Genomic DNA, 21,669 nt, shown 5'->3' with positions numbered 1-21,669 from the left:
TCCTATGGCTGAATGTCCAAAGTGCCCGCCACCGGGTCTGCCTGCATATATGGGTACATTTGCTGACTTAATGTCATTGCTGATGTGCTTTTTTGTGTTGTTGTTGTCTTTTTCCGAAATGGATGTGCAGAAATTTAAGCAAATCGCCGGTTCGATGGCTTTTGCTTTTGGTGTGCAAAATAAAATTGAAGTCAAAGACATTCCCAAAGGTACCAGCGTGATTGCGATGGAGTTCAGACCTGGGCGGCCTGACCCAACTCCAATTGATACCATACAGCAGCAAACCATTGATATGACTCAGCAAACAATGGAGTTTCAGGCTGGCGAGGAAGATTCTGCTGGCGGACGTCAGGAACAACGGGAAGATAAAACCGGTGGTGCCAGTGATAGTACCGATGAGCAGACTCAACAGTCCCCCAGTGAGCCTGAAACTGCGGAGATGCAGGAACAGGTCAATGAAATGGTGAAAAAAATTGCTGAACAAATGGAGGAACAGATCCAGGATGGTGCTATCGAACTGGAGTCTTTAGGTCAGCAAATTATTATTCGAGTGCGGGAAAGTGGTGCTTTCCCATCCGGTTCTACTTTTTTACAACCGCGCTTTAAGCCAATTATTCAGCAGGTTGGCGCCATTTTACGCGATATTCCGGGCGAAATTACCATCTCCGGTCATACCGATAATGAGCAGGTTTCAGATGAACTGAACAGTAACAACTGGGAATTGTCGGCAAAACGGGCCGTTTCGGTTGCGACTGAAATGCTCAAAGGGACCGGCCTGGAAAAAGATCGTTTGGTGGTGGTCGGCCGGGCTGACACCAGACCTTTGGTGCCGAACGATACCGATCAGAATCGGCGCCGTAACCGCCGGGTAGAGATTTCAATCTTGCAAGGTAAAGCAAAAGAGTCACAACCGCTGCAATTGCGCGACAATCCTGTGCCGCCGCCTGCCAGCGAACAGCCCCCTGCGAAGCAAGGCTGATGCGGTCGCATTAACTTCAACTCCCGCTGACCGGCTTGCCGCAGCGGGAGTGCTTTAAGCCAACGCATCTGCAGCAATTTTGCCCCGCAGCGCTGTTAGCGCTATAATACGCGCCTTGTTTTTACCGGCAGCCCTGTTGATGATTGAATTTATTATTAAGCTCCACCCAGAAATCTCGATTAAAAGTAAATCGGTGCGCAAGCGCCAGACGATGTTGCTGGAACAAAATCTGAAAACGATTTTATTGCAGTTGCACCCTGAGGTGGTGGTTCGCAATCTGTTTGATCATTTAACAGTGACACTGGATCTGGCGGATGAAGCACTGGCAACGCGAATGGCTGAGCAGTTGCAATGTATTCCAGGCATTGTGCAATTTGCCCGGATGCAATCTGCGGCTTTTAGCTCGTTGCACGATATTTTCGAACAGGTGCTGGCAGTCTACCAGAGCCAATTGCAGGGGAAAACTTTTGTGGTGCGGGTTAAACGCCAGGGCGACCACGAATTTACTTCGACCGAAGCAGAGCGTTATATTGGCGGCGGTTTAAATCAGCATATCGCCAGTGCGACAGTGCGGTTACAACAACCAGATCTCAAAGTGCAATTGGAGATCCGCAAAGATAAGTTGATCATGGTACGGCAAATGTACCAGGGCATGGGTGGGTTTCCGTTGCCATCCCAAGGCGACGTATTGTCACTGATTTCTGGTGGTTTTGACTCGGCCGTTGCCAGTTATCTGATGATCCGCAAAGGGTTGCGCACCCATTTTCTGTTTTTTAATTTAGGCGGCGCCGCCCATGAAACCGGCGTACGGCAAATGGCATTTTATCTGTGGCAAAAATACAGCTTGTCGCACAAAGTGAAATTCGTCTCAGTGGATTTTGCCCCGGTGGTGACGGAAATCTTAGAAAAGATCGACTCGGGTCTGATGGGCGTTGTGCTTAAACGGATGATGATGCGTGCTGCCGCCACTGTGGCTGAGAGCCTGAATATCAAAGCAGTGGTGACAGGCGAAAGTATTGGTCAGGTTGCCAGTCAGACTATCGTCAATCTGAACGTGATTGACCGTGTTACTGAGATGCTGATTTTGCGACCGCTGGTGTATCAGGATAAACAAGAAATTATTGATATAGCCCGCGCTATTGGGGTGGAAGATATCGCTAAAACGATGCCGGAATACTGTGGTGTGATTTCAAAAAGCCCGACCGTCAATGCGGTGCTGTCAGCAGTGAATGCGGCTGAAGCTCAGTTTGATTTTGCCATTCTGCAGCAGGTCAGTGCTGCTGCCAAAGTGCTGGATATCCGTACTGTGGAGTATCAGGCTAGTCAGCAAATCAGTACTGTGCTGACCGAAGCTGTGCTGCCGGCAGGCGCGGTAGTGCTGGATGTGCGGGCGCCGGATGAAGCCGAGCGCGCGCCACTGCAGCTGGATAGTCACCAGGTTCAGCTGTTGCCATTTTATAAAATTGCCAGTGGTTTTGCGGCACTGGATCAGTCGCTGCACTATTATCTGTATTGTGATCGGGGTGTGATGAGCCGCTTACAAGCTTTGCTGTTAAAAGAGCAAGGCTTTGCCAATGTCTCGGTGTATCAAAAACCTTGATGCCAGAAGCAACATCCGGCTGCTACTGATACTGCCAGGGCGCGAGTCTGCTGGTGAGTTGTTGGTATAACGCCTGATGGGCTGGCAGCGATAACTGCAACTGGCTGGCCTGTTGCAACACAAAACCGCTGATGGCGGCCAATTCAGTGCGTCTGACGGCAGCGACATCTTGTTGCATCGACGAATAGTTTTCTGCCGTTTGCTCGATTACCTGCTTGACCAAGCTTTGCAATTCTGGCAGTGGTAACGGTTGACCGGCAGCGGCTGCCAGTTGGGCGAATTCAGTCAGTAACTCGGTTATTTGCTGGCTGAAAGCCGCAGCGGCCAGCGCACCATTGCGACACTGATGCTGCGCAGTCAGTGGATTGATCACTGTATTCACTGCCAGCTTACGCCATAAAAAACGCTCAATATCGTCCACTTGCCGGACTGGGCCTAAGGCCTGATCCAGCATAGCCGCTATGGGTTCTTTTGTGTGACGGGCTGCTGGATTACAAGGACCCAGCACTGTACTGCCAACACCGCTGTGACAAATTTGCTGCGGGTTGGGCTTAAAAGCACCATGGGTGGTACTGGCAAACCACAGCCCTTGGCTGGGTTGTAACAACGCCCTGGCGGCGTCAATCGTGCCCATGCCATTGTGGCATAACACAATTTGTGCGGTCGGGCTCAGCGCAGCCAGCAATTGCTCTAACGCCGGCAGAATATCAAAAGCTTTCAGCGGTAACAGCACCAGCTCTACCGGCCCTTGCCGGCTGCAGTCGAGTTGCAGCGGGATGTCGCAGTCTTGTGCGCTAAAGGTATAACCATAACTTGTCATTTGTGGTTGTTTTAACCAAAGCCTGACCGGCTGACCGGCCAAGGTCCAACGGCTGGCGGCCAGTAAACCAATAGCTCCACGGCCAAGCACCCACCAGAGACTCTTGCTGGCTGGCACAACAGGGGTTAGTTGCGTTGCCATTGCTGCCACCAATGCTGAAATGACCAGCGCCATAGCAGTACCGCCAATAGCAAGCCACTGATGTCGGCCAGCCAATCCCACCAGTCACCCATCCGATTGGTGTAATAATGTTGCGCTAACTCAACCAAACCGCCGTATAAGGTCAGACTGACTATTCCCAGCAGCGCATAGCCGGCAAAGCCTGCTTGCCACAGCAGCATCAAAGCGAAAAACACCAGCGCATGCATCAGTTTATCGTTTGGCATCCAGCTCGAAGGGATACCACTGACATCTTTTAAAAAGGCATAACTGCAAAAAACCAGTAACAGCAAAAAAATGCTGCGGCAAACCCGTGGCGTCAACAACATGACAGCTCCCAACTCAAACTGATGCTCGGATTATAGGGTCTTCCTCGCTACAATCAATCGCAACAGTTATCTGTTGCTCAATGTTGACCCAACCGCAGCGAGGCAATGTCTGCCTCACTGCAATAAACGAAAGCTGTTTGATAGGGTTACGTAGCTTTAATGAACTGGGGTCTACAGAACTCACTAGTCCCTAAAGTTCTTAAACTGGAACGGCTGGCCAAGGTTACTGCTGCGCACCAATTGCATCACGCCTTGCAGGTCGTCACGGTTTTTTCCGGTGACACGTAACTCTTCGCCCTGAATAGCGACTTGTACTTTAAAGCTACTTTCTTTGACGATTTTAACGATTTTCTTCGCCATCTCTTTGTCAATGCCCTGCTTTAAAACGACATGGCGCGTAATGTATTTGCCGTGACGGTCTTCTTTTTCCAGTTTAAAGCTACTGACGTCTAACTGCAGCTTGCTGGCTTTGGTGGCAAAAATATCAAACAGTTGCATCACTTGCTGATCGGCTTCTGCGGTCAGTTCAATATGGTCTTTTTTAAACTCAATTTTGGCATCAACACCGCGAAAATCATAGCGGGTTTCAAGTTCGCGTTTGGCGTTTTCTACAGCGTTATTTGCTTGATTCATATCAACTTCTGAAACAATATCAAATGAAGGCATGGGGTTCTCTTTTTCGGTTAAAACGTAGAGCACCATTATAAGCGAAACTATTGCGCGCGCGAATATCTTCTGCATTGCCAGGCTGATTTAACTCCCTCATTTACCTTCGGCACTATGCGTGCTTGGCCACTTTCGGTCAGTGCTCAGTGGTATTAGCCATCTGGATTTCTGTTGACTTTCAAGGTGCGGCCGCTACACTGAGGCCGCTTTTTTCAGGTGCTGTATGGCAGGGCTGTTTTGTTGGCAAAACAACCCGGTCGATACAGTGAAACAGGGAATCTGGTGTAAAACCAGAGCTGCCCCCGCAACGGTAACACATGCTGATGACTCAGCAGATACCACAAAACCACTGTCCTCGGATGGGAAGGTTGGTGTCGGTGGAACGAGAGATCCACCTGTGCAGCCCGGAGACCGGCCTGAAAATATCATTCACCAACTGCACGCGGTGGGCGTGCTCCATGGAGTTACAATGTTTAAGTTCTCTTTGCTGACCACAGCCGTGTTCAGTAGTCTTAGTTATGCCGCAGTTGCCGATACTTCAGCCTCAACTGTTACCAATACCGCACAAAACATCGAAAAAATCAGTATTTACGCCAGCCGCCAGGCTAAACCGTTGCAGGATGTGAATGCCAGTGTCACTGTGTTGGATCGGGCCGATATTGAACTGCTGCAGCCGAAAGATTTCGTCGCATTATTGCAATTGGTGCCAGGTATTCAGATTGCCCGCAGTGGTAGTCGAGGCCAGGTGAGTTCCATTTTTGTCCGCGGCAGCCGGACCCAACATACCTTAGTACTGATTGATGGCGTGCGGACCGGTTCAGCCACGCTGGGATATCAGGATTTGACGATGTTGCCGATCGAACTGATTGAAAAAGTTGAGGTGATCCGGGGCGCCAGGGCAGCGCATTATGGCTCCGATGCCATTAGTGGTGTGATTGCGATCACGACCCGGCAAGTCAAAAGCACTGAGCTGAATGTGAAAACCGGCAGCAATGGTTTGGCCGAAACCGCAGTGCATGGCCGTTATCAGGTCGATGCTGCGCAATTATTTGCCTCGGTTGGTTACAGTCGTGCCGATGGTATCCATGTGCTGGACAAGGCCGATCCGGACCGTGATGGTTTTCAGCAAAGGTTCGCTAAATTAGGCGCTTCTGCTGAAACTGCGCTGGGCTTTTTACAGTGGAACAGCCAACTCAATCGTGGTTTTAGTGAATATGATGCCAATCCGACTTTTGGTGGTACCGATGAGTCAAAGAGCCAGCAAGATTTACATCAATTGCAATGGCGCTACCCGCAGCAATTAGGTGCCAACCGGCAATTAGCGCATCAGGCCCATTTGGCATTCAGCCGCGATGATAGCCTGAATTATGGCAATAACAGCGCGGCAACCCGCTATGAAACAGTGCGGCAGGAACTGGATTATCAGGCCAGTTATGCCCTGAGTTCTGAGCTGAATGTGCTGGCCGGCCTCAGTCACATCAACGCTGAAGTTGAAAGCTTAAGCACCCAATACACCAAAACCGATCGGATCAGCAATTCTGTGTTTGTCGGTGCAGATGCCCAATTCGGTGACTGGAGCACAGATCTGGTGCTGCGTAACGACAACGTCTCTGCTTACGGCAGCAATAACAGTTATCAATGGGGCCTGGCTTATCAGCTGATTGCGCCGCTGCAATTACGCTTTAATCAGGGCACTGGCTTTAAGGTGCCGACTTTTAATGCGTTATTTTGGCCAAAATCCGGTAATCCTGACTTGTTACCGGAAGATAGTTTATCGCGGGAGCTTGGCTTACGTTATCAAGGTGCTTTCCAACTGGATGTGGTGCATTTCCGGCGTGATCTGACCAATATGATTGTTTATAACATTCAGGCGCGGCAGTCACAGAATATTGGTTTAGCTCAGGTTGACGGTTTTGAATATAGTTTGAGTAAAACCCTGGCAGGGGTTTATCATCAGTTGGATCTGACCTATGCCAACCCGCAGGACCTGAGCGATAACAGCGCAGTGCCAAATATTCCGAAGCATAAATTGACCTATCTGGCGTCTTATCAATGGGATGCCTGGCAGTTCAGTGGCAACCTGCAACAGCGCGATCGCTTGCGCAACGCCGCGGATACGCAAACTGTGTTAAGCCGTGTGCTGTTAATTGGCGCCGGCGTCAGTTATGACTGGAGCAAGGATCTGACCATCCGGCTGACACTGGATAACTTGCTGAATAAAACCTACCAGACCAACCAGAATTATCTGCAGCCGGGTCGTGAGTTTGGCTTATCGGTACAAATGTTGAACTTCTAACTTCATGAAATGATGAAGTCTATCAAGCCAGTGCCGCCAGGCCTGGCTTTTTTCGTTGGTGCGCCGGGCACGGCGCCTTGCGCGCGAGCGCAATCAGCATGTCACGCCGGCTTCATGCGATGAACCACTGCTTCAACTGATGTTCGGCTCACGCCATCATGACTGCTGAAAAACCACTGATATGGCTTTGAATTCGACTATGCTAAACAACAATTTAGTTGCTGCAGGTTCTGACGGCAATTTTTGTGGCAAGGACTGACAGTTGAAGAACACCTTTTAATCCCTGACTGACAATTTTCGGAGTGTGTGATGTCTGTACAACGTAAGTTCATCTGGTCCTTGGTCGCGTTAGTCAGTGTGGTGACGTTACTGGCCATTGTGTTTTTCAGTATCAGCCGGATGAGTGAACTCCGGCAGCAAGTGGAGCGGGAAAGTGCTTTGTTAGCGCGGGAATTGCAAAACAGTCTGGCGCTGACCGACTCTTTGCTGAGTCAGCAAGTGCAAAGCAGTATGAAATTATTGCAACAACGCATCCGGCAGAGCGGGGCCGTCAGTCAGGGGGCTGCGGTACAGGTGGGCGCTGTGCAGGTCGCCGATTTATTGATAGCAGCACAGCCGCAAGCCAATCAGTTTCAACTGGTGGATGAACTGACGGCGATTACTGGCGGCACCGCCACTTTATTTAGCCGTGATGGCGATAAATTTGTCCGCATTTCAACCAATGTGGTCACCAATAATCAACGGGCGATCGGCACTTTGTTGGCCCCGGATGGCGCTGCGATCAAGGCTATTATGCAGGATCAGTCCTTTTATGGCGCAGTGGATATTCTGGGTAATCCTTTTATCACCGCTTATGAGCCGTTACATGATGCACAGCAGCAAGTGATAGGGATTGCCTATGTTGGTTATAAAGCTGATTTACAAGCCCTGAGTAAACTGGTTGCCGATAGTCGTTTGTTGCAACAAGGGTTTGTTGCTTTGCTCGATCGCAATGGGGTGGTCCGCGCCCATTCGGCCCATCTGACTGCTGAACAAGTCAGCCAGATTGTGGCACAGCCCTCAGGCTGGCAGTTACGTCATGATGAATTCGCCCCATGGCAATACCGTCTGGTGCTGGGATACAACCAGGCGGAGCTCAATGCCACGGTCCGGTATGATGTGATGCTGACGTCATTTTTTGTCGTGCTGGGCGGCATTGCTACAGTGCTGCTGGTGTTTGTTTTGCTGCAGAAAATTGTGGTGCAAAAAGTCCAGCAAAGTATTGTCGCTATTGATGGCATTACCCAAGGCGGTGGTGATTTAACCAAAAGGCTGAATAACAACAGTCGGGATGAGTTTGGCGCTATGGCCCGCAGTTTTGATTTGCTGTTGCAGCAACTGGCAGATACGATCCGGACTTTAGGCGGTCAAACCAAGCAGTTATTACAATCAGCTGCTGCGCTGAGTGATATCGCGCAACTATCCGGATCTGAAGTGAACCGTCAAACTCACGAAACCGAGCAGGCCAGCGATGCCGTTTCCAGGCTGGCGGATGCTGCGCAGATGGTGGCCAATCATGCCAGTGATGCCGAGCAAACGACGCAACAAGTCCGGCAAACGACAGCGCAGGCGATGCAGAGCCTGCAACTGGCTGCCGAAGGGACGGAGCAGCAACTGGCGGCAGCAGCCGAATCGGCAACGTCGATTGAGACTCTGGCCCAAAGCAGTCAGGACATAGGCAGAGTGCTGGATGTGATTAATGGCATTGCCGAACAAACCAACTTACTGGCGTTAAATGCGGCCATTGAGGCCGCCAGAGCGGGTGAACAAGGGCGAGGCTTTAGTGTGGTCGCGGACGAAGTCAGGTTGCTGGCAGGGCGCACTCAGGCCTCAACCGGCGAAATCAAACGGATGATTGAGCAGTTACAGTTGGTGGTCAAGGCGATTCAACAGCAAAATCAGCAATATCAACACAATGTGCTGCAACATGAAACTCAGGCTAAAGCCGCTTGTCATGCGATGCAGCAGGTGCTTGGCAGTATCGAACAAATTTATCAGTTAAACACGGGTATTGCTGGCGCAGCGGCGGAACAGGTGCAAGTGGCGGCTTTAGTCCGGCAACAAACCAGCCAGATTTTGCAAAGCGCCCGCCAGAATGCTGGCCACGCTCAAACGACCATGTCAGCCAGTCAGCAACTGCAGCAATTGGCGCAACACTTTGATCAAGTGCTGCAACGTTATCGCGTCTGACAACGCGATATTTATCCTCGCAATAAATCGGCAAACTGTCGGCTAAATGCCGCCATTTTCGGCGCGATCAGCAAGCGGCAATAGGGTTGCTGTGGATTTTGCGCGGCATAACCCTGATGGTAAGTCTCTGCCGGATAAAACTGACTGGCAGCATTGATGGTGGTGACTATGGGCTGTGCATACTCACCACTTTGTTGCAACTGCTGACAGAACGTTTCAGCTTGTTGCTGTTGTTGGGGCTGATGATAAAAAATCGCCGAGCGGTATTGAGTGCCGATGTCATTGCCTTGGCGGTTTAACTGGGTTGGATCGTGCAGATAAAAAAATACTTCCAGCAATTGGGCATAGCTGATAACAGCAGGATCATAATGCAGTTGCACCACTTCGGCATGGCCGCTTTGGCCAGTGCAAATATCAGCGTAGGTCGGGTTGGGGCTATGACCGCCCATATAGCCGCTGACCGCGCTGTGGACACCGTTTAGACGATTAAAAGCGCCTTCGATGCACCAAAAGCAGCCGCCGGCAAAAGTTGCAATCTCTGTGTTCATTCGGGATTACCTTTGTGATGGAGTGAAGCTGAGGTATTGATCTGGGTTTGAGCTTATCACGTAATCACAACCATCGTCTGCCGCCTGTGCGGTCAGTTGCAGTGAAAAAGGATCTGATGTGAAAGTTGCGGTGGTAGGGGCAGGGCTGAGTGCAGCTGCTGCAGTTGAAGTACTGAAAACCAAAGGCTGTCAGCTGACAGTGTTCGAAAAATCCCGCGGTCCGGGTGGTCGTTTTAGCAGCAAAAGAGTAGGGCAGGCTTTGGTCACTGCGGGTGAAGCATGTCAACCCGGTTATGCTGATTTTGGCGCCCAGTATTTTACCGCTCGTGAACCGGCCTTTTTGCAACAGCTTAGTCTGTGGCAACAACAACAGCAGGTTCGTTTGTGGCCTGATGCTATTTATTGTTATGACCAAGCCGGCTTGCGGTCTTCCCCGGATCAACAACAGCGTTTTATTGCGGTGCCGCAACTGCAGCAATTACTTAAGCCTGTATTCAGTGCCGTAGAGACCAGATATAACAGTCGGATCACTGAGCTGAGCTTTGTTTATGACCGGGCACTCGCCGGTAGTTGGCAACTTGCCACGGAAGATGGCGAGCTGTTTAGTGGTTTTGATGCCTTGCTGTTAACCTGCCCGGCGCAGCAAAGTCAGCAGTTGTTAACAGGCGCGGCGCTGGCCAGTCAAATTCCGCAGCAACCTTTGTTACCTTGCTGGGCTGTGTTACTGGAGCTGTCAGAGGCGACTTCACATCCGGCAGACGCCATCTTTATCCGTGACCACAAGTTGCGCTTTGCTGCCCGGCAAAATGATAAACCAGGCCGCTTGCCGTTTAGTCTGAGCAATCATACGACTGAGCCAGCTGAACAATGGTTGGTGCATCTGACTGCCGAAGCCAGTGTTGCTTTGTTACAAGCCAGTAGTGACGAGGTGATAGCCGCAGCCACCCAAGCTTTAGCTGAAGTGCTTGCTTTTCCGCTCAAGGTGCAAGCTGCGCTGGCCCATCGCTGGTTATATGCCAGTTATGATGAAACGGTTCCGCCTTGTGGTGTGCTGTTTGATCAGAAATTACGACTGGCTGTCGCCGGTGATTGGACTTTAGGCGGTCGGGTGGAAAATGCCTGGCTGTCGGGGCAGCAAGCCGCTACTTTGTTACTGAGCGGGCAAGCAGGGGCCAGATTATGAGTGATGTCATCGCCAGAGCTGTGCTGGTGTTAGGCGCAGGCAGTGGCATAGGTCAGGCACTGCTGGCTGAAGCGGTCGCCCAAGGAGTGCAAGCCGTTGCGGTCAGCCGGCAAACAAGGCCGGTTGGACTGGATGCCCGGGTGCATTGGTTTGCATATCAGACTGCGACAGTTGCTGATGTTGAGTGCAGCGAGCTGCAGATGCAACAGACTGAGCAGGTATTGGCTGAGTTGCTGCCCAGACTTTGTCAGCAATTTCAGCCTGATCTCATTATCAGCTGTCAGGGTTTATTGCAGCAAGATGCAGTAAAAGCGGAGAAATCACTGCGTCAACTCGAAATTAGGGCGGCATTGAGCAGTTGGTGGGTCAATTATTTATTACCGGCACTGCAACTGAAAATATTGTTGCCTTATTTGTCACAGCAGCAGGTACGGATGCTGGTGCTCAGTGCCAAAGTCGGCAGTATCAGCGATAACCAACTGGGTGGTTGGTACAGTTACCGGTCGGCGAAAGCTGCACTGAATATGCTGGTGAAAACAACGGCCATTGAGCTGCGGCGTTTGCAGCCTGCAACTCTGCTGGTGGCTGTGCATCCTGGCACCACTGCCACAGCGCTGGCTGAACCATTCCTGCGTAATCTGCCTGCCGGGCAACTACAGGCCCCAGCATCAACTGCCAGCAGGTTATGGGCGGTTGCAGCAAGGCTAACGCCAGCGCAACATGGATGTTTATTGCATTGGGATGGTCAGGTGTTGCCATTTTGACTGCGGGCGGCATTCAACTGCACTATTGCTTCAATGCCTGCATACTTTTATGCTGGCGAACAGCAGATGTCAGGTCGATGCTGCGATGCAACAAAGTTCAGGGAGTCGCCAATGGGATTATTCAGTAGTTTATTAGGCTCAGCCGGAGCCATTGATGTCAGTGATGTGGAAACTGAACTGGAAGCCATTTTGGCGGAAGGGGAAAAACCTGAACAAGTGTATAAACTGGTGCGGGACCTGATTGTGTTTACTAGAGCGTGTTGACCTTTGGTGTATGTTTTTGCAGCTGTTTGGCTGGCTTTTATACAAGGCAGAGCCCGCGATGTGTAGTTATTCTACATGAGCGGGCGATAACGCCGTAGAAAGGTCAGCCAAACGCTGCCCGCAGGGTTCAACCGGGGACTCGCCAGCCCTTTGTCACTCGCTACTCGCTTAGATCACTAAGCTTCGCAGCTCCTTTCGCGGGCTGGCGGCCCCCGATTGAACAAAATTCACACACCAAAGGTCAACACGCTCTAATCGGCGGCTCATTCTGGTGGATAAGCAGGGTCTCACTGGCAGCAAAAAAGAATATCAGTCGATCCCTTATCGGTCTGTGATCAGGTTCAGTGCTGAAACCAAAGGTCACTTTGATTTGGATGCCGAGCTGAAAATCTGGCTCAGCAGTACTGCAGAGCCGATCAGCAAAACTTTCAGTAAAGATGGCAATATTCTTGGTGTACAGCGGGCGCTGGCCACTTATTGTTGCCGTTGAGCCAATTGAACTGGCAGCCGGTCAGCGTCGCTATGAACCTTGACCGGTTGCTGGTAGGTCAGCTGATTGCGGCCGTTATGCCGAGGCGTCTTTCACTGGCTGGGTGGTCACCAGATCATCCGGCTTTTTATTAAAACTTTCCCTGAAGGTGGTTAAACCCTTTTGGATTAAGTCGTAAGTCTCATCTATATCGGTTTTCACTTTGCCATCCAGCCGTTTCAGACTATCCAGCACATCGCGGGCTTCACCGAATCCCTGATCGATACCGGCACTGATTTTACTGATAAATTGCTCCAGCCCCTCTTCTTCTGACAAGTTTGGATTCTGCTTTTTAAAAGTGTCATAAAAGCCGGTGGCGAAAGTCAGGATCCGATCGGCCGTGGCTTTAGGTGAGGTGTCGGTATCAGTGCCGTAAGGATTGGTGACCTTTTCACCGGTTTTACCGGCTTCAGTGGCCTTTTGCAGATAATCTTCAAATTCAGTAGCTAGCGAAGAAATAACTGATTTATACAATAAATTCAGTGATTTATTGTCAGACTTTAAGCTCAGTTCAAATTGGCTTTGAATGATAGTGGCATTCAGTTGCTGCTTATTGGCCTGGGATTTTTCCGTGCCCGTCAGCTCTCGTTGTTCTTGCTTTACAACCTGATTATCTTCAGTGCTGGCGGCGACTGGGGTGGTTTTGCTATTGAGTGGCTGCAGGTTCATGGTCGGTCCCTATGCATACTGGTTGGTGGAAATCTGTGTGTTTTATCGGCGGTTACTGGCAAAACTATAGTTTTATTTGCGGTTTATTTCAGCGGTGCTGCGCAAGATTGTACTTGGAGCTTGACAATTATGCCGCGACTTTAGCCAAGTTTCTGTTTTTATATAAAATTTATATTTCAGTTCATTGGTGCCGGACTGACAAAATAGTGCCGGCCAGACTCAGCATTGGAGTCTGGCCGGCACTGAAGATAAATCTGCCTGTTACCGAGCTGATTTTTGTTTTGCCAGTTCGTCAAGTTGCTTGGCAATGGTCTCCGGAGAACTGGTGTTACGGGCCAGTGCCACATAAGCCACAGGAACCACATACAAGGTCAGCAGGGTGGCAAAACCAACCCCGGCGCAAATGACCATGCCAATCACCATCCGGCTTTCTGAACCAGGGCCAGTGGTGATAATCAGCGGAATACTACTCATCACTGTGGTAAAGGCGGTCATCGCGATTGGTCTTAATCGTTGCACAGAAGCCTGGTGGATTGCTTCTAAGAATTCCACCCCCTGATCACGCAGCTGATTGGCAAATTCGACAATCAGAATGCCGTTTTTGGCCACCAGACCAATAATCATCACCAGACCAATCTGACTGTAAATATTCAGCGTCATGCCAGCCAGATACAAGCCTCCCAGCGCACCAGCCAGACCGAGCGGGACTGTCAGCATAATCACCAGCGGGTGGATAAAACTTTCAAACTGTGCTGCCAGCACCAAATAGGTAATGATCAGTGCCAGCGCAAAAATCATCACCGTTGATTCACCGCTGTCTTTGAACATCATCGATTCGCCTTTGTACTCGATACCAACAGGCACATCAATTTCAGTCCGGACTATGTCTTCGAGGAATGTCAGCGCTTCGCCAAGACTATAACCTGGTGCCAGATTGGCAGAAATAGTGATAGCACGCATCCGGTTATATCGGTTCAGGGTGGAAGAGGTGGCTTCTTCGCGCAAGGTCACCAGGTTATCCAGTGGGATCAATTGATTGGTACCGCTGGAACGGACATAAACATTGGAAATATTGCCTGGCTGACTGAAATCAGCATCGGTACCTTCAAGAATGACATCGTATTCTTTACCCCGATCCAGGAAAGTGGTGACTCGACGTCCACCCAGCATGGCTTCCAGTGCCCGACCCACCACACCCACTGAGATACCGAGATCAGCTGCCCGCTCACTGTTAATCTCGACCAAAACCTGCGGCACTGTTTCTTTATAATCATGATCCAGCATCAACAACTTTGGATTCTGCTGGGCTTTTTCCAGCACCAGATCGCGCCAGCGCGCCAGCTCTTCATAGGTATTGCCCTGAATGACAAACTGCACCGGCCGGCCGCCGCCACCACGACCGCCACTTAAACCACTGCGCTGGTTAATAAAAGTACGGATATCCGGCAGCGCATTGAGCTTGTCGGCGATTTCGGGCAATAATTCGGCCGTGCGGCGCTGGCCGTTGTGCCAGTTTTCACTGCCGACGATCGCCATACCGCCACTGTTACCAAAACCCGGCACCCGGATCAACAAACGGTTCAGCTCACCTTTTTCGTAGTAGGGCAATAAAATATCTTCAACCAGCCGCATATTTTTACTGTTGCTGCTGTAGCTGGCACCTTCGACCGGACTCATCATGACAAAAAAGGTGCCTCGATCTTCGGCCGGAGCCAGTTCTGATGGCAACAGTTTTAATAAATAACCACTGGCGATAAAACACAATAACAACAACAGCATCGTTGGCCATTTTTGCCGGGTGGCGTGCTGTAACTGGGCGCGGTAGCCATGTTCAACCCGAATAAAGAACTGATGGACAACTTTGCTAAAACCACTTTCTTTTTTATCCTGTTTGAGCATTTTGCTACAGAGCATCGGCGTCAGCGTCAGTGCCGCCACCGCAGAAAAAGCTACAGCTGCTGCCACAGCCAAAGCAAATTCAGTGAATAGTTTGCCTAAATCGCCTTGCATAAATACCAGCGGTACAAACACTGAAATCAGCACCAGGGTGGTGGCGACCACCGCAAAGCCGACTTCACGTGAACCATTGTAGGAGGCGAGTAGCGGATGTTCACCTTGTTCAATCCGGCGGTAAATATTCTCCAGCACGACGATGGAATCATCCACCACCAGGCCGATGGCCAATACCATGGCCAGCAAGGTCAACAGGTTGATAGAAAAGTCCAGCGCAAACAACACAGTGACCGCACTGATCAGTGCCACTGGCACTGTTACCGCCGGGATAAAAGTAGCCCTTAAACTGCCGAGGAAAGAGAATATCACCACCACCACCAGCACCAGCGCAATGCCTAAGGTGTTGTAAACTTCGCGGATAGATTCGGCAATAAACAAGGAAGAATCATAACCAGGTTCAATACTGGTGCCTGCGGGTAACGTAGCTTTGATGCGTTCTGCCTCAGCCCGGGCATTTTTCACCACATCTAAGGTGTTGGCTTTGGATTGTTTGATAATACCAATGCCAAGCACACTTTTGCCGTCGCTTCTAAATTCGCTTTCTTCGTTTTCTGAAGCCAGCACCACATCAGCCACTTCACCTAAACGTACCAAATAGTTGTTGTCACCTTTTTTCACCACCAAACGGCGAAAATCATCCTGACTTTTATAAGTACGAACCACCCGGACGATAAAGTCGCGGTCGGCCGATTTCACGTTGCCGGCCGGTAATTCGACGTTTTCATTGCGCAGCACATTTTCAATGTCCTGCACTGTTACGCCGCGTGAGGCCATGGCATCTTTGTGCAGCCACATCCGCATCGCATATTTACGTTCACCGCCAATCTGCAACCGGGCGACGCCGTCCACCACGGAAAAACGTTCAGTGATAAAACGATCGGCGTAATCGGTCAGCTCCAGATTGGTCATACTTTCACTGCTGAGCAAAAACCAGGCGATGGTATCGTCATCACTATTGGCTTTAAACACCTCAGGGGCCCTCGCCTGATCCGGTAAGTTGTCCATCACTCTGGACACCCGCTCCCGCACATCATTGGCTGCAGCGTCTATATCGCGATTGATATTAAATTCGATAGTCACGTTCGAACGGCCAACCCGGCTGTTGGAACTGATATTTTTAATCCCTTCCACGCCACTGATCATATCCTCGATCGGCTGGGTTATTTTTGATTCGACAATTTCCGCCGAAGCACCGGGATAATCAGTACTGATGGTCACCACAGGTGAGTCAATATCGGGAAATTCGCGCAGTGGTAACATACTGAAGCAGACAATCCCAAAAATCATCAGCACCAGGTTGACCACAGTAGCAAAAACGGGTCTTTTTACCGAGACATCAGATAACCACATTGTTATTGCTCCACCCGAACGATTTTAACGCCGGTCCGTAGTTTTTGCGTGCCTTCTATCACCACTTCAGTCCCTGCAGTTAAACCTGAGGTAATTTCGACCCAGCCTGGCTGACGCTCACCGAGGATCACTTCAACTTGATTCACTGTGTTATCCGCGCCGACCACAAACAGATATTGTTTATTTTGCAGTGGCACTAAAGCTTTTTCCGGAATGGTCAGTACTTTTGCGGTCGCCAGGGTGACAGTGACATTTAGCAGCATGCCCGGGCGTAATTTCAAATCTGCATTTTCAATCACGCCATGAGCCCTGATGGTCCGGGTCAGTGGGTCAATCCGCGGGTCCAGCGCCTGAATACTGCCGCTAAACACTTCCTTACCATAGGCAATATGGGTGATCTGGATCGGCATGTTCGGTTGCAAATCCGCCATATAACGCTCAGCAACATTAAATTCGACTTTCAGTTTTGAAATATCATCCAGCGTTGTCAATACGGTACCGGCACTGATAAAGGCACCAGCGCTGACCTGACGTAACCCCAACACCCCATCAAAGGGCGCATAAATCCGCATTTCAGACAGGCGGGCTTGCAATGCTTGCAACTGGGCCTGGGTGGCGTTGACTTTGGCCTGTTGCTCATCCAGCAGTGATTGCGCGCTGGCCTGAGTCCGCGTCAGATTTTTCAGTCGCATTAATTGACGCTTCTGCTCTGTTAATAAAGCTGTTAATTCATTGACTCTGGCTTGCTCTTCTGTGTCATTGAGCTGCGCTATCAGGCTGCCTTTTTTGACTGGCTGACCTTCATTGATGTCCAGAGTGGTCAGATAATCACTGGTCGCACTGACAATTTTGGCGGAATCATAAGCCAGTGCAGTGCCCAGCGTGCCAATTTGCCGTTGCCACATCTGATAATCAGCTTTGGCAGTTTTGACGCTGATGTCACTGCCGCCCTGGCGGGACTGGGGTTGGTTATTGCTGTTATCGAGTGCGAGATAAGCAATAAAACAAGCTAAAATCACGAAGAGGACCCAAATAAGCCGGGATTGTTGTGGTTGCACTTTGACTCCAGTTACTGTCAGAAATAAATAATCTGCGGTATTGTATGGAATAGTTGGCGAGCTGGATGTTGAAGTTATCGCATCACTGCTGGCGTTGGTCGTATCAGGAGCTGAATATGGCAGAAAAAAGTTGTGAAAGATGCAAGATGATCCGGTTTTATCTGGTCTGGACCATTTTGATGACAATTTTCACATTTTATTATCTCGACTTATAAATAATAACAAATGCGTTACCTTTATCGTGATCAAAGTAATCGTGGTGGTGCTGCATTATTGTGCAGCAGCGCGCTGGTATTATTGTGTCTGATTATATTGCTGGCGATCATGCCAGAGCTGGCACCCACGCAGGCATGGGTGATGTTATTTATGCTGCTGATACTGGCTGGTGCCGTCGCTTACCATAAACTGACCGCGCCTTGGTTTTTGGTGGAACTGAGCCCGGCGGGCTTAATTTATCATCATCGCGCTGGCAGTTGGTTATTACCCTGGCAGGCTTTTGCTTATGCCAGAGTGGCAGAATTACCCGGGCAGGGCGAATTGGCTTTTATCGGTTTTAAAGTCACAGCGATTGACCATTTTTTGCCACACTTACCGCTACGGCTTGCTGTTAAATTGTTGATTGAACAAAGGCATTTATTGTTAACTGCGCTGAGGCAAAACTGCCCAAGCGGTACTTGCCCCTCAGAGCTGATGCTGGAAATTGGTCCTTATCAAAGCAAAACCCGCTTGTATCATGGGGTGCAGGCCATGTTTGCCCATCGGATGCAGCATTGCTCGACTTTGTTGGGATTAGAGCTTTTTATTCCAACTGCGGGTTTGCCTTTGCCGGCTGCCGAATTTTGCCAGCAAGTCAATCAAAGCCGGTTGATCTATTTAACCTGAACTCGGGTTAATGAGTACCATGCTCAAAGATTCATATGAACAGCACGAATGAAAGGTTTCATGCGTAGATTTTCGTGGATATCAAGGCGCTTTTTCGTACGCCATAGCTGGCTATGGCTAGAAAAAGCAACACAGATAGGCGCGAAAAGATGCGGATGAAAAGGTATTGCTTAACCCGAGTTCAGGTTATTTAACCTGAACTCGGGTTATTTAAAGAATAGCCAAACCTAGACACATTTTTACACCTGTATCATAATGCTGACATCAGCATGCCAAAAGTAGGTGAGTGAGCCAATGAGTACATATGAAAGACCATTTCTGGTCAGTGGTCGGAATACAATTATTCATAAACAGAAAAAACTCGATTTAATTATTGTGAATAATGACACTGATCCAGTGGTGATTATCTCCAGAATGGGCGCTAAAATTTTTACTGAATCAGTACCGGTTAACCGGATGGAAGCAAAAGAACGTTATATGGATATCGTTGATATCGGTAGTTCTGATGTGTTTGGTGAAACCAAAACATTATTGTTTGTACAGGCGCTGAATAACAAAGAATATAAAATTGATTACAGCAAAGTCGGTACAGATCTGTTTATCCGGGTGCATCAGGAAAACTACATTTAATCGAGTCTGCCATTGCCCTGCATTGCATGCAGGGCTTGCCTTTCTGTCAAAAATTTGTTCAAGTAGCCGTTATCTCTGGTAATAGTTGTGATCTCGGTGTGAACTCTATTTCAATGCAATTTAGTCGCGAAGAAGACGTTATCTCGATTGGCGTCGAAATCTCCCTGCTGCCATTAACCGCTGCGTTGGTGCGAGAAGCTATGTCTGAAGCTGGTTTTGGCCGCTGTTACATCGTCCCCGATTTAATGACGAACTTGCTGGCAGATTATCAGGTGCTGCAAGGTGATTTAAAACAGCAAAAAATCCCGCCCGGCTACCGGATGCAACGCCGGATTGCGCAACGTAAAAATGCTGAACTGAAGTTTGATATTGCACCTGATGGCATGACGGCGCAGGCGACCATTATTGCGGCTTGGGGCGGCAGTCCGGTGTCTGCTAATGAACTGGTCAAAGCGGCGCAAGAACAAGGTATTTGTTTTGGCTTTTTGAAAGAACAGTTGGTACAGCTGGTGACGACGGCCAGTCGTGCCGAAGCTGGGATTAGTCAGCAGGCAGTGATTGCTGTGGGTCGGGTAATGCAGCCTGGTCAGAATGCCAGATTCGAACCCTTGGTACCAGGTATGACGGTGCGGTTAAATAAACCTGTGATGACCAGTCAAAGCCGCAGTGATTTGCGTGATTTTGGTGTGATCCCATCCGTGCGGCAGGGAGAGCCTATAGTGCGGCGATTGCCGCCAACCCCCGGCGTTGATGGCGTCGATGTATTGGGTGCTGTGAGTCCGGCGTTGCCAGGCCAGCAAGTCGAGTGGCAACAAGCCGAGGGTGTCCTTGTCAGTCCGAATGATGCCGATCTGTTACTTGCCAGTCGGGATGGCATGCCGCGTATTCTGGAAGCAGGCGCTACCGTCGACGAAGTGTATGCCGTCAATAAAGTCGATTTATCCACTGGCCATGTGCAATTTCGTGGCAGCGTTGTTGTCAATGGCGACGTCACTGAGAGTATGAAAGTCGTTGCGGGTGGTAACGTATTTATCAAAGGTACCATGGAAGGCGCATTAATCGAATCCGGTGGTGATGTGTCTATTGGTGGTTCTGTGATAGGTCATCAGGTCAGTCAGGATAGCGCAGGCGAACATTTCAGCACCATAGTGCGTGCCAAAGGCGATGTCCGTTGTCTGCTGGCGCAGTATGTCCGGATCGAGTGTGAAGGTGATTTTCATGCCACCAAACAAATCAATCATTGTCATGTCGATGCCAGAATGGTGGTGGCAGGGCCAGAGGATAAACTCAGTGGTAAAGTGGTGGGGGGGCGTTTTTATCTGGATCTGGGCTTAAAAGGCGGGGTGTTAGGTTCGCCCTCCGAAAGTAGTTTGCAACTGGATTTAAATCGCCGGATAGATCCTGTGGTGGCCAAACAGCAGGCGTTGCGGCAAAATCTCAGCGCGGTTAAACAGGAAATGGAGCAAATTAAGCTCGGTATTGACCAGTTGAAAAAACTGGAAAAATCCGAAGCGACCACCGAACATATCAACGCCTTTGTCGAAGAATTTGATGCGCAGCGAACTGTGGCCGTGGCTTTGATTGAGGATATCAAACGACTGGAAGCAGAGCGGCAAAGCCTGATGGCCGAAACTGCGATTATTGTGAAACAACGGCTGTTTGCCGGGGTTGAAATCTTTGTGGGTAGTGAGCGCTTACCGATCAAACGTGGTTATGGTCCAAGTCAGATTAAAGTGCTGGCGGGCGATTTGAAGATTGAACCCCTGTTATAACCAAACAGCCTTGGCTACCGTTCTGCTTTGAAAGCGACCAAAGGCTGCATCAATGCGACATCGCAAGCTGTGCTGCAGGCTGATTTGGCGTATGCTGCCATGGTGATTATTTGCCGGTGCTGAGGTGTCTGTTGCGTTTGTTATATTGTGTGCTCTGTTTACTCAGCTGGTCTGTGATTGCCAATGAATGTCAGATGGGTTTTCGGCATGGTATTTTAATCTCACCGGAACAAATCCGCGTGCTGACCAACGATCGGACTCAGTTTCAGATAAACCACGATAAGCAATTGTTTATTCAGGGCGAATGGATCACCTTATCTGAACAGGATACCGAGTTACTGGCGTTGTACAGCCAGGGCATGCGCAAGTTTGTGCCGCAGGTAGTGGGGATTGCCGTTGACAGTGTCGAACTGGGGTTATCAGCGATTGAAGGGATGCTGATTGGCGTCGGTAACAAATCGCAGCAGGAAGAATGGCAAGCGCTGGTGCGGGAAACCACTTATCAACTGATGTCGCGTTTTGTCCGCAGCGGTGAGCATTTTTATCTGGCGCCACAAAGCCTGCATGAAATGGATGCATTTTTACATGGCGAACTGAAAACCAATCTGACCGGGCTGGCGAAAAATACGGTGGGTGCGGTCTGGGGGGCGTTGCGGGATGCTTTGCGCCAGACAGATGATAATTTTGAACGCACTGACAGTCAGGGCTGGCAGAGTGTGGAGCAACTGATTGAAAAAATTAATCAGGGACTGGATGCCAAAGCAGAAGAGATGGAGACTAAATCTGTGTTGTTCTGTCAGCGCTTACTGGAACTTGATCAAATCGAAACGCAGTTACAGCAACAAGTGCCACAACTGCTTGCTTATGATGTCGTCACCAGTAAATAGCCGCTCTTTGTGGTGTGGCCAAGGTTGCGGGCCAGACGGCGA

19 protein-coding genes and 1 riboswitch are annotated in these 21,669 nt (G+C 49.9%); of the genes, 12 read left to right on the top strand and 7 right to left on the bottom strand.

The window, feature by feature from the left end; translation table 11 throughout:
- Positions 1-4 precede the first annotated feature (4 nt).
- The gene (locus tag AC53GJ_RS13965) at positions 5-979 is read left to right on the top strand and encodes a flagellar motor protein MotB (protein ID WP_496728498.1); all 975 of its coding nucleotides are present in this window, start codon (positions 5-7) and stop codon (positions 977-979) included.
- A gap of 139 nt (positions 980-1,118) precedes the next feature.
- Entirely contained in the window at positions 1,119-2,579 is a 1,461-nt protein-coding gene (gene thiI, locus AC53GJ_RS13960) for a tRNA uracil 4-sulfurtransferase ThiI (protein WP_496728496.1), read from the top strand.
- Positions 2,580-2,601: 22 nt separating this feature from the next.
- Here thiI and AC53GJ_RS13955 read toward each other — a convergent pair whose 3' ends face one another.
- The 3 genes from AC53GJ_RS13955 to AC53GJ_RS13945 form a co-directional block, all read right to left on the bottom strand.
- Positions 2,602-3,540, bottom strand: a complete 939-nt coding sequence (locus AC53GJ_RS13955) for a ketopantoate reductase family protein (protein WP_496728494.1) — start codon at positions 3,538-3,540, stop codon at positions 2,602-2,604.
- Positions 3,525-3,851 carry a VanZ family protein gene (locus AC53GJ_RS13950; protein WP_496728490.1) on the bottom strand — a complete coding sequence of 109 codons (327 nt, stop codon included), beginning with the start codon at positions 3,849-3,851 and terminating at the stop codon, positions 3,525-3,527. Before AC53GJ_RS13950 ends, AC53GJ_RS13955 begins: the two co-directional genes overlap by 16 nt.
- 219 nt (positions 3,852-4,070) lie before the next feature.
- Positions 4,071-4,628 carry a YajQ family cyclic di-GMP-binding protein gene (locus AC53GJ_RS13945; RefSeq protein WP_496728488.1) on the bottom strand — a complete coding sequence of 186 codons (558 nt, stop codon included), beginning with the start codon at positions 4,626-4,628 and terminating at the stop codon, positions 4,071-4,073.
- A 132-nt stretch (positions 4,629-4,760) separates the two neighbouring features.
- A riboswitch (cobalamin riboswitch) is annotated at positions 4,761-4,978 on the top strand.
- Between the two features lie 44 nt (positions 4,979-5,022).
- On the opposite strand from AC53GJ_RS13945, the gene AC53GJ_RS13940 reads away from it, so the two are divergent.
- Both AC53GJ_RS13940 and AC53GJ_RS13935 read left to right on the top strand, forming a co-directional pair.
- Positions 5,023-6,849: a TonB-dependent receptor domain-containing protein gene (locus tag AC53GJ_RS13940; protein ID WP_496728487.1), complete on the top strand. Its 1,827-nt coding sequence runs from the start codon at positions 5,023-5,025 to the stop codon at positions 6,847-6,849.
- 309 nt (positions 6,850-7,158) lie between these two features.
- On the top strand, positions 7,159-9,078 hold the full coding sequence (locus AC53GJ_RS13935; protein ID WP_496728485.1) for a methyl-accepting chemotaxis protein: 1,920 nt from the start codon (positions 7,159-7,161) through the stop codon (positions 9,076-9,078).
- A gap of 11 nt (positions 9,079-9,089) precedes the next feature.
- Here AC53GJ_RS13935 and msrA read toward each other — a convergent pair whose 3' ends face one another.
- Positions 9,090-9,626 (bottom strand): peptide-methionine (S)-S-oxide reductase MsrA, encoded by a 537-nt coding sequence (gene msrA / locus AC53GJ_RS13930; protein ID WP_496728483.1) that lies wholly within the window; start codon positions 9,624-9,626, stop codon positions 9,090-9,092.
- Positions 9,627-9,744: 118 nt separating this feature from the next.
- On the opposite strand from msrA, the gene AC53GJ_RS13925 reads away from it, so the two are divergent.
- The 4 genes from AC53GJ_RS13925 to AC53GJ_RS13910 all read left to right on the top strand — a co-directional run bounded on the left by AC53GJ_RS13925 (position 9,745) and on the right by AC53GJ_RS13910 (position 12,327).
- Complete coding sequence (locus tag AC53GJ_RS13925) at positions 9,745-10,809, top strand: NAD(P)/FAD-dependent oxidoreductase (RefSeq protein ID WP_496728481.1); 1,065 nt, start codon at positions 9,745-9,747, stop codon at positions 10,807-10,809.
- Positions 10,806-11,573, top strand: coding sequence for an SDR family NAD(P)-dependent oxidoreductase (locus tag AC53GJ_RS13920; RefSeq protein ID WP_496728479.1), 768 nt, complete (start codon positions 10,806-10,808; stop codon positions 11,571-11,573). Before AC53GJ_RS13925 ends, AC53GJ_RS13920 begins: the two co-directional genes overlap by 4 nt.
- Before the next feature lie 111 nt (positions 11,574-11,684).
- Positions 11,685-11,837, top strand: coding sequence for a PH domain-containing protein (locus AC53GJ_RS13915; RefSeq protein ID WP_496728477.1), 153 nt, complete (start codon positions 11,685-11,687; stop codon positions 11,835-11,837).
- A gap of 271 nt (positions 11,838-12,108) precedes the next feature.
- Complete coding sequence (locus AC53GJ_RS13910; RefSeq protein ID WP_496728475.1) at positions 12,109-12,327, top strand: PH domain-containing protein; 219 nt, start codon at positions 12,109-12,111, stop codon at positions 12,325-12,327.
- Between the two features lie 75 nt (positions 12,328-12,402).
- Here the strand turns inward: AC53GJ_RS13910 and AC53GJ_RS13905 are convergent, their stop codons facing one another.
- The 3 genes from AC53GJ_RS13905 to AC53GJ_RS13895 form a co-directional block, all read right to left on the bottom strand.
- Entirely contained in the window at positions 12,403-13,035 is a 633-nt protein-coding gene (locus tag AC53GJ_RS13905; protein WP_496728473.1) for a DUF5610 domain-containing protein, read from the bottom strand.
- Between the two features lie 261 nt (positions 13,036-13,296).
- Positions 13,297-16,398 (bottom strand): efflux RND transporter permease subunit, encoded by a 3,102-nt coding sequence (locus AC53GJ_RS13900; protein WP_496728472.1) that lies wholly within the window; start codon positions 16,396-16,398, stop codon positions 13,297-13,299.
- A gap of 2 nt (positions 16,399-16,400) precedes the next feature.
- The gene (locus AC53GJ_RS13895; protein ID WP_496728470.1) at positions 16,401-17,456 is read right to left on the bottom strand and encodes an efflux RND transporter periplasmic adaptor subunit; all 1,056 of its coding nucleotides are present in this window, start codon (positions 17,454-17,456) and stop codon (positions 16,401-16,403) included.
- A 225-nt stretch (positions 17,457-17,681) separates the two neighbouring features.
- On the opposite strand from AC53GJ_RS13895, the gene AC53GJ_RS13890 reads away from it, so the two are divergent.
- The 4 genes from AC53GJ_RS13890 (at position 17,682) to AC53GJ_RS13875 (ending at position 21,627) form a co-directional block, all read left to right on the top strand.
- Entirely contained in the window at positions 17,682-18,338 is a 657-nt protein-coding gene (locus AC53GJ_RS13890) for a DUF2982 domain-containing protein (protein WP_496728469.1), read from the top strand.
- 294 nt (positions 18,339-18,632) lie between these two features.
- Entirely contained in the window at positions 18,633-18,968 is a 336-nt protein-coding gene (locus tag AC53GJ_RS13885) for a hypothetical protein (protein ID WP_496728467.1), read from the top strand.
- A 98-nt stretch (positions 18,969-19,066) separates the two neighbouring features.
- Complete coding sequence (locus AC53GJ_RS13880) at positions 19,067-20,740, top strand: FapA family protein (protein WP_496728465.1); 1,674 nt, start codon at positions 19,067-19,069, stop codon at positions 20,738-20,740.
- Between the two features lie 131 nt (positions 20,741-20,871).
- Complete coding sequence (locus tag AC53GJ_RS13875; RefSeq protein ID WP_496728463.1) at positions 20,872-21,627, top strand: DUF2884 family protein; 756 nt, start codon at positions 20,872-20,874, stop codon at positions 21,625-21,627.
- Positions 21,628-21,669: the final 42 nt, after the last annotated feature.

Source organism: Rheinheimera sp. B2H12, from assembly GCF_059620065.1.
This window is presented reverse-complemented; position numbering and strand designations above follow the sequence as displayed.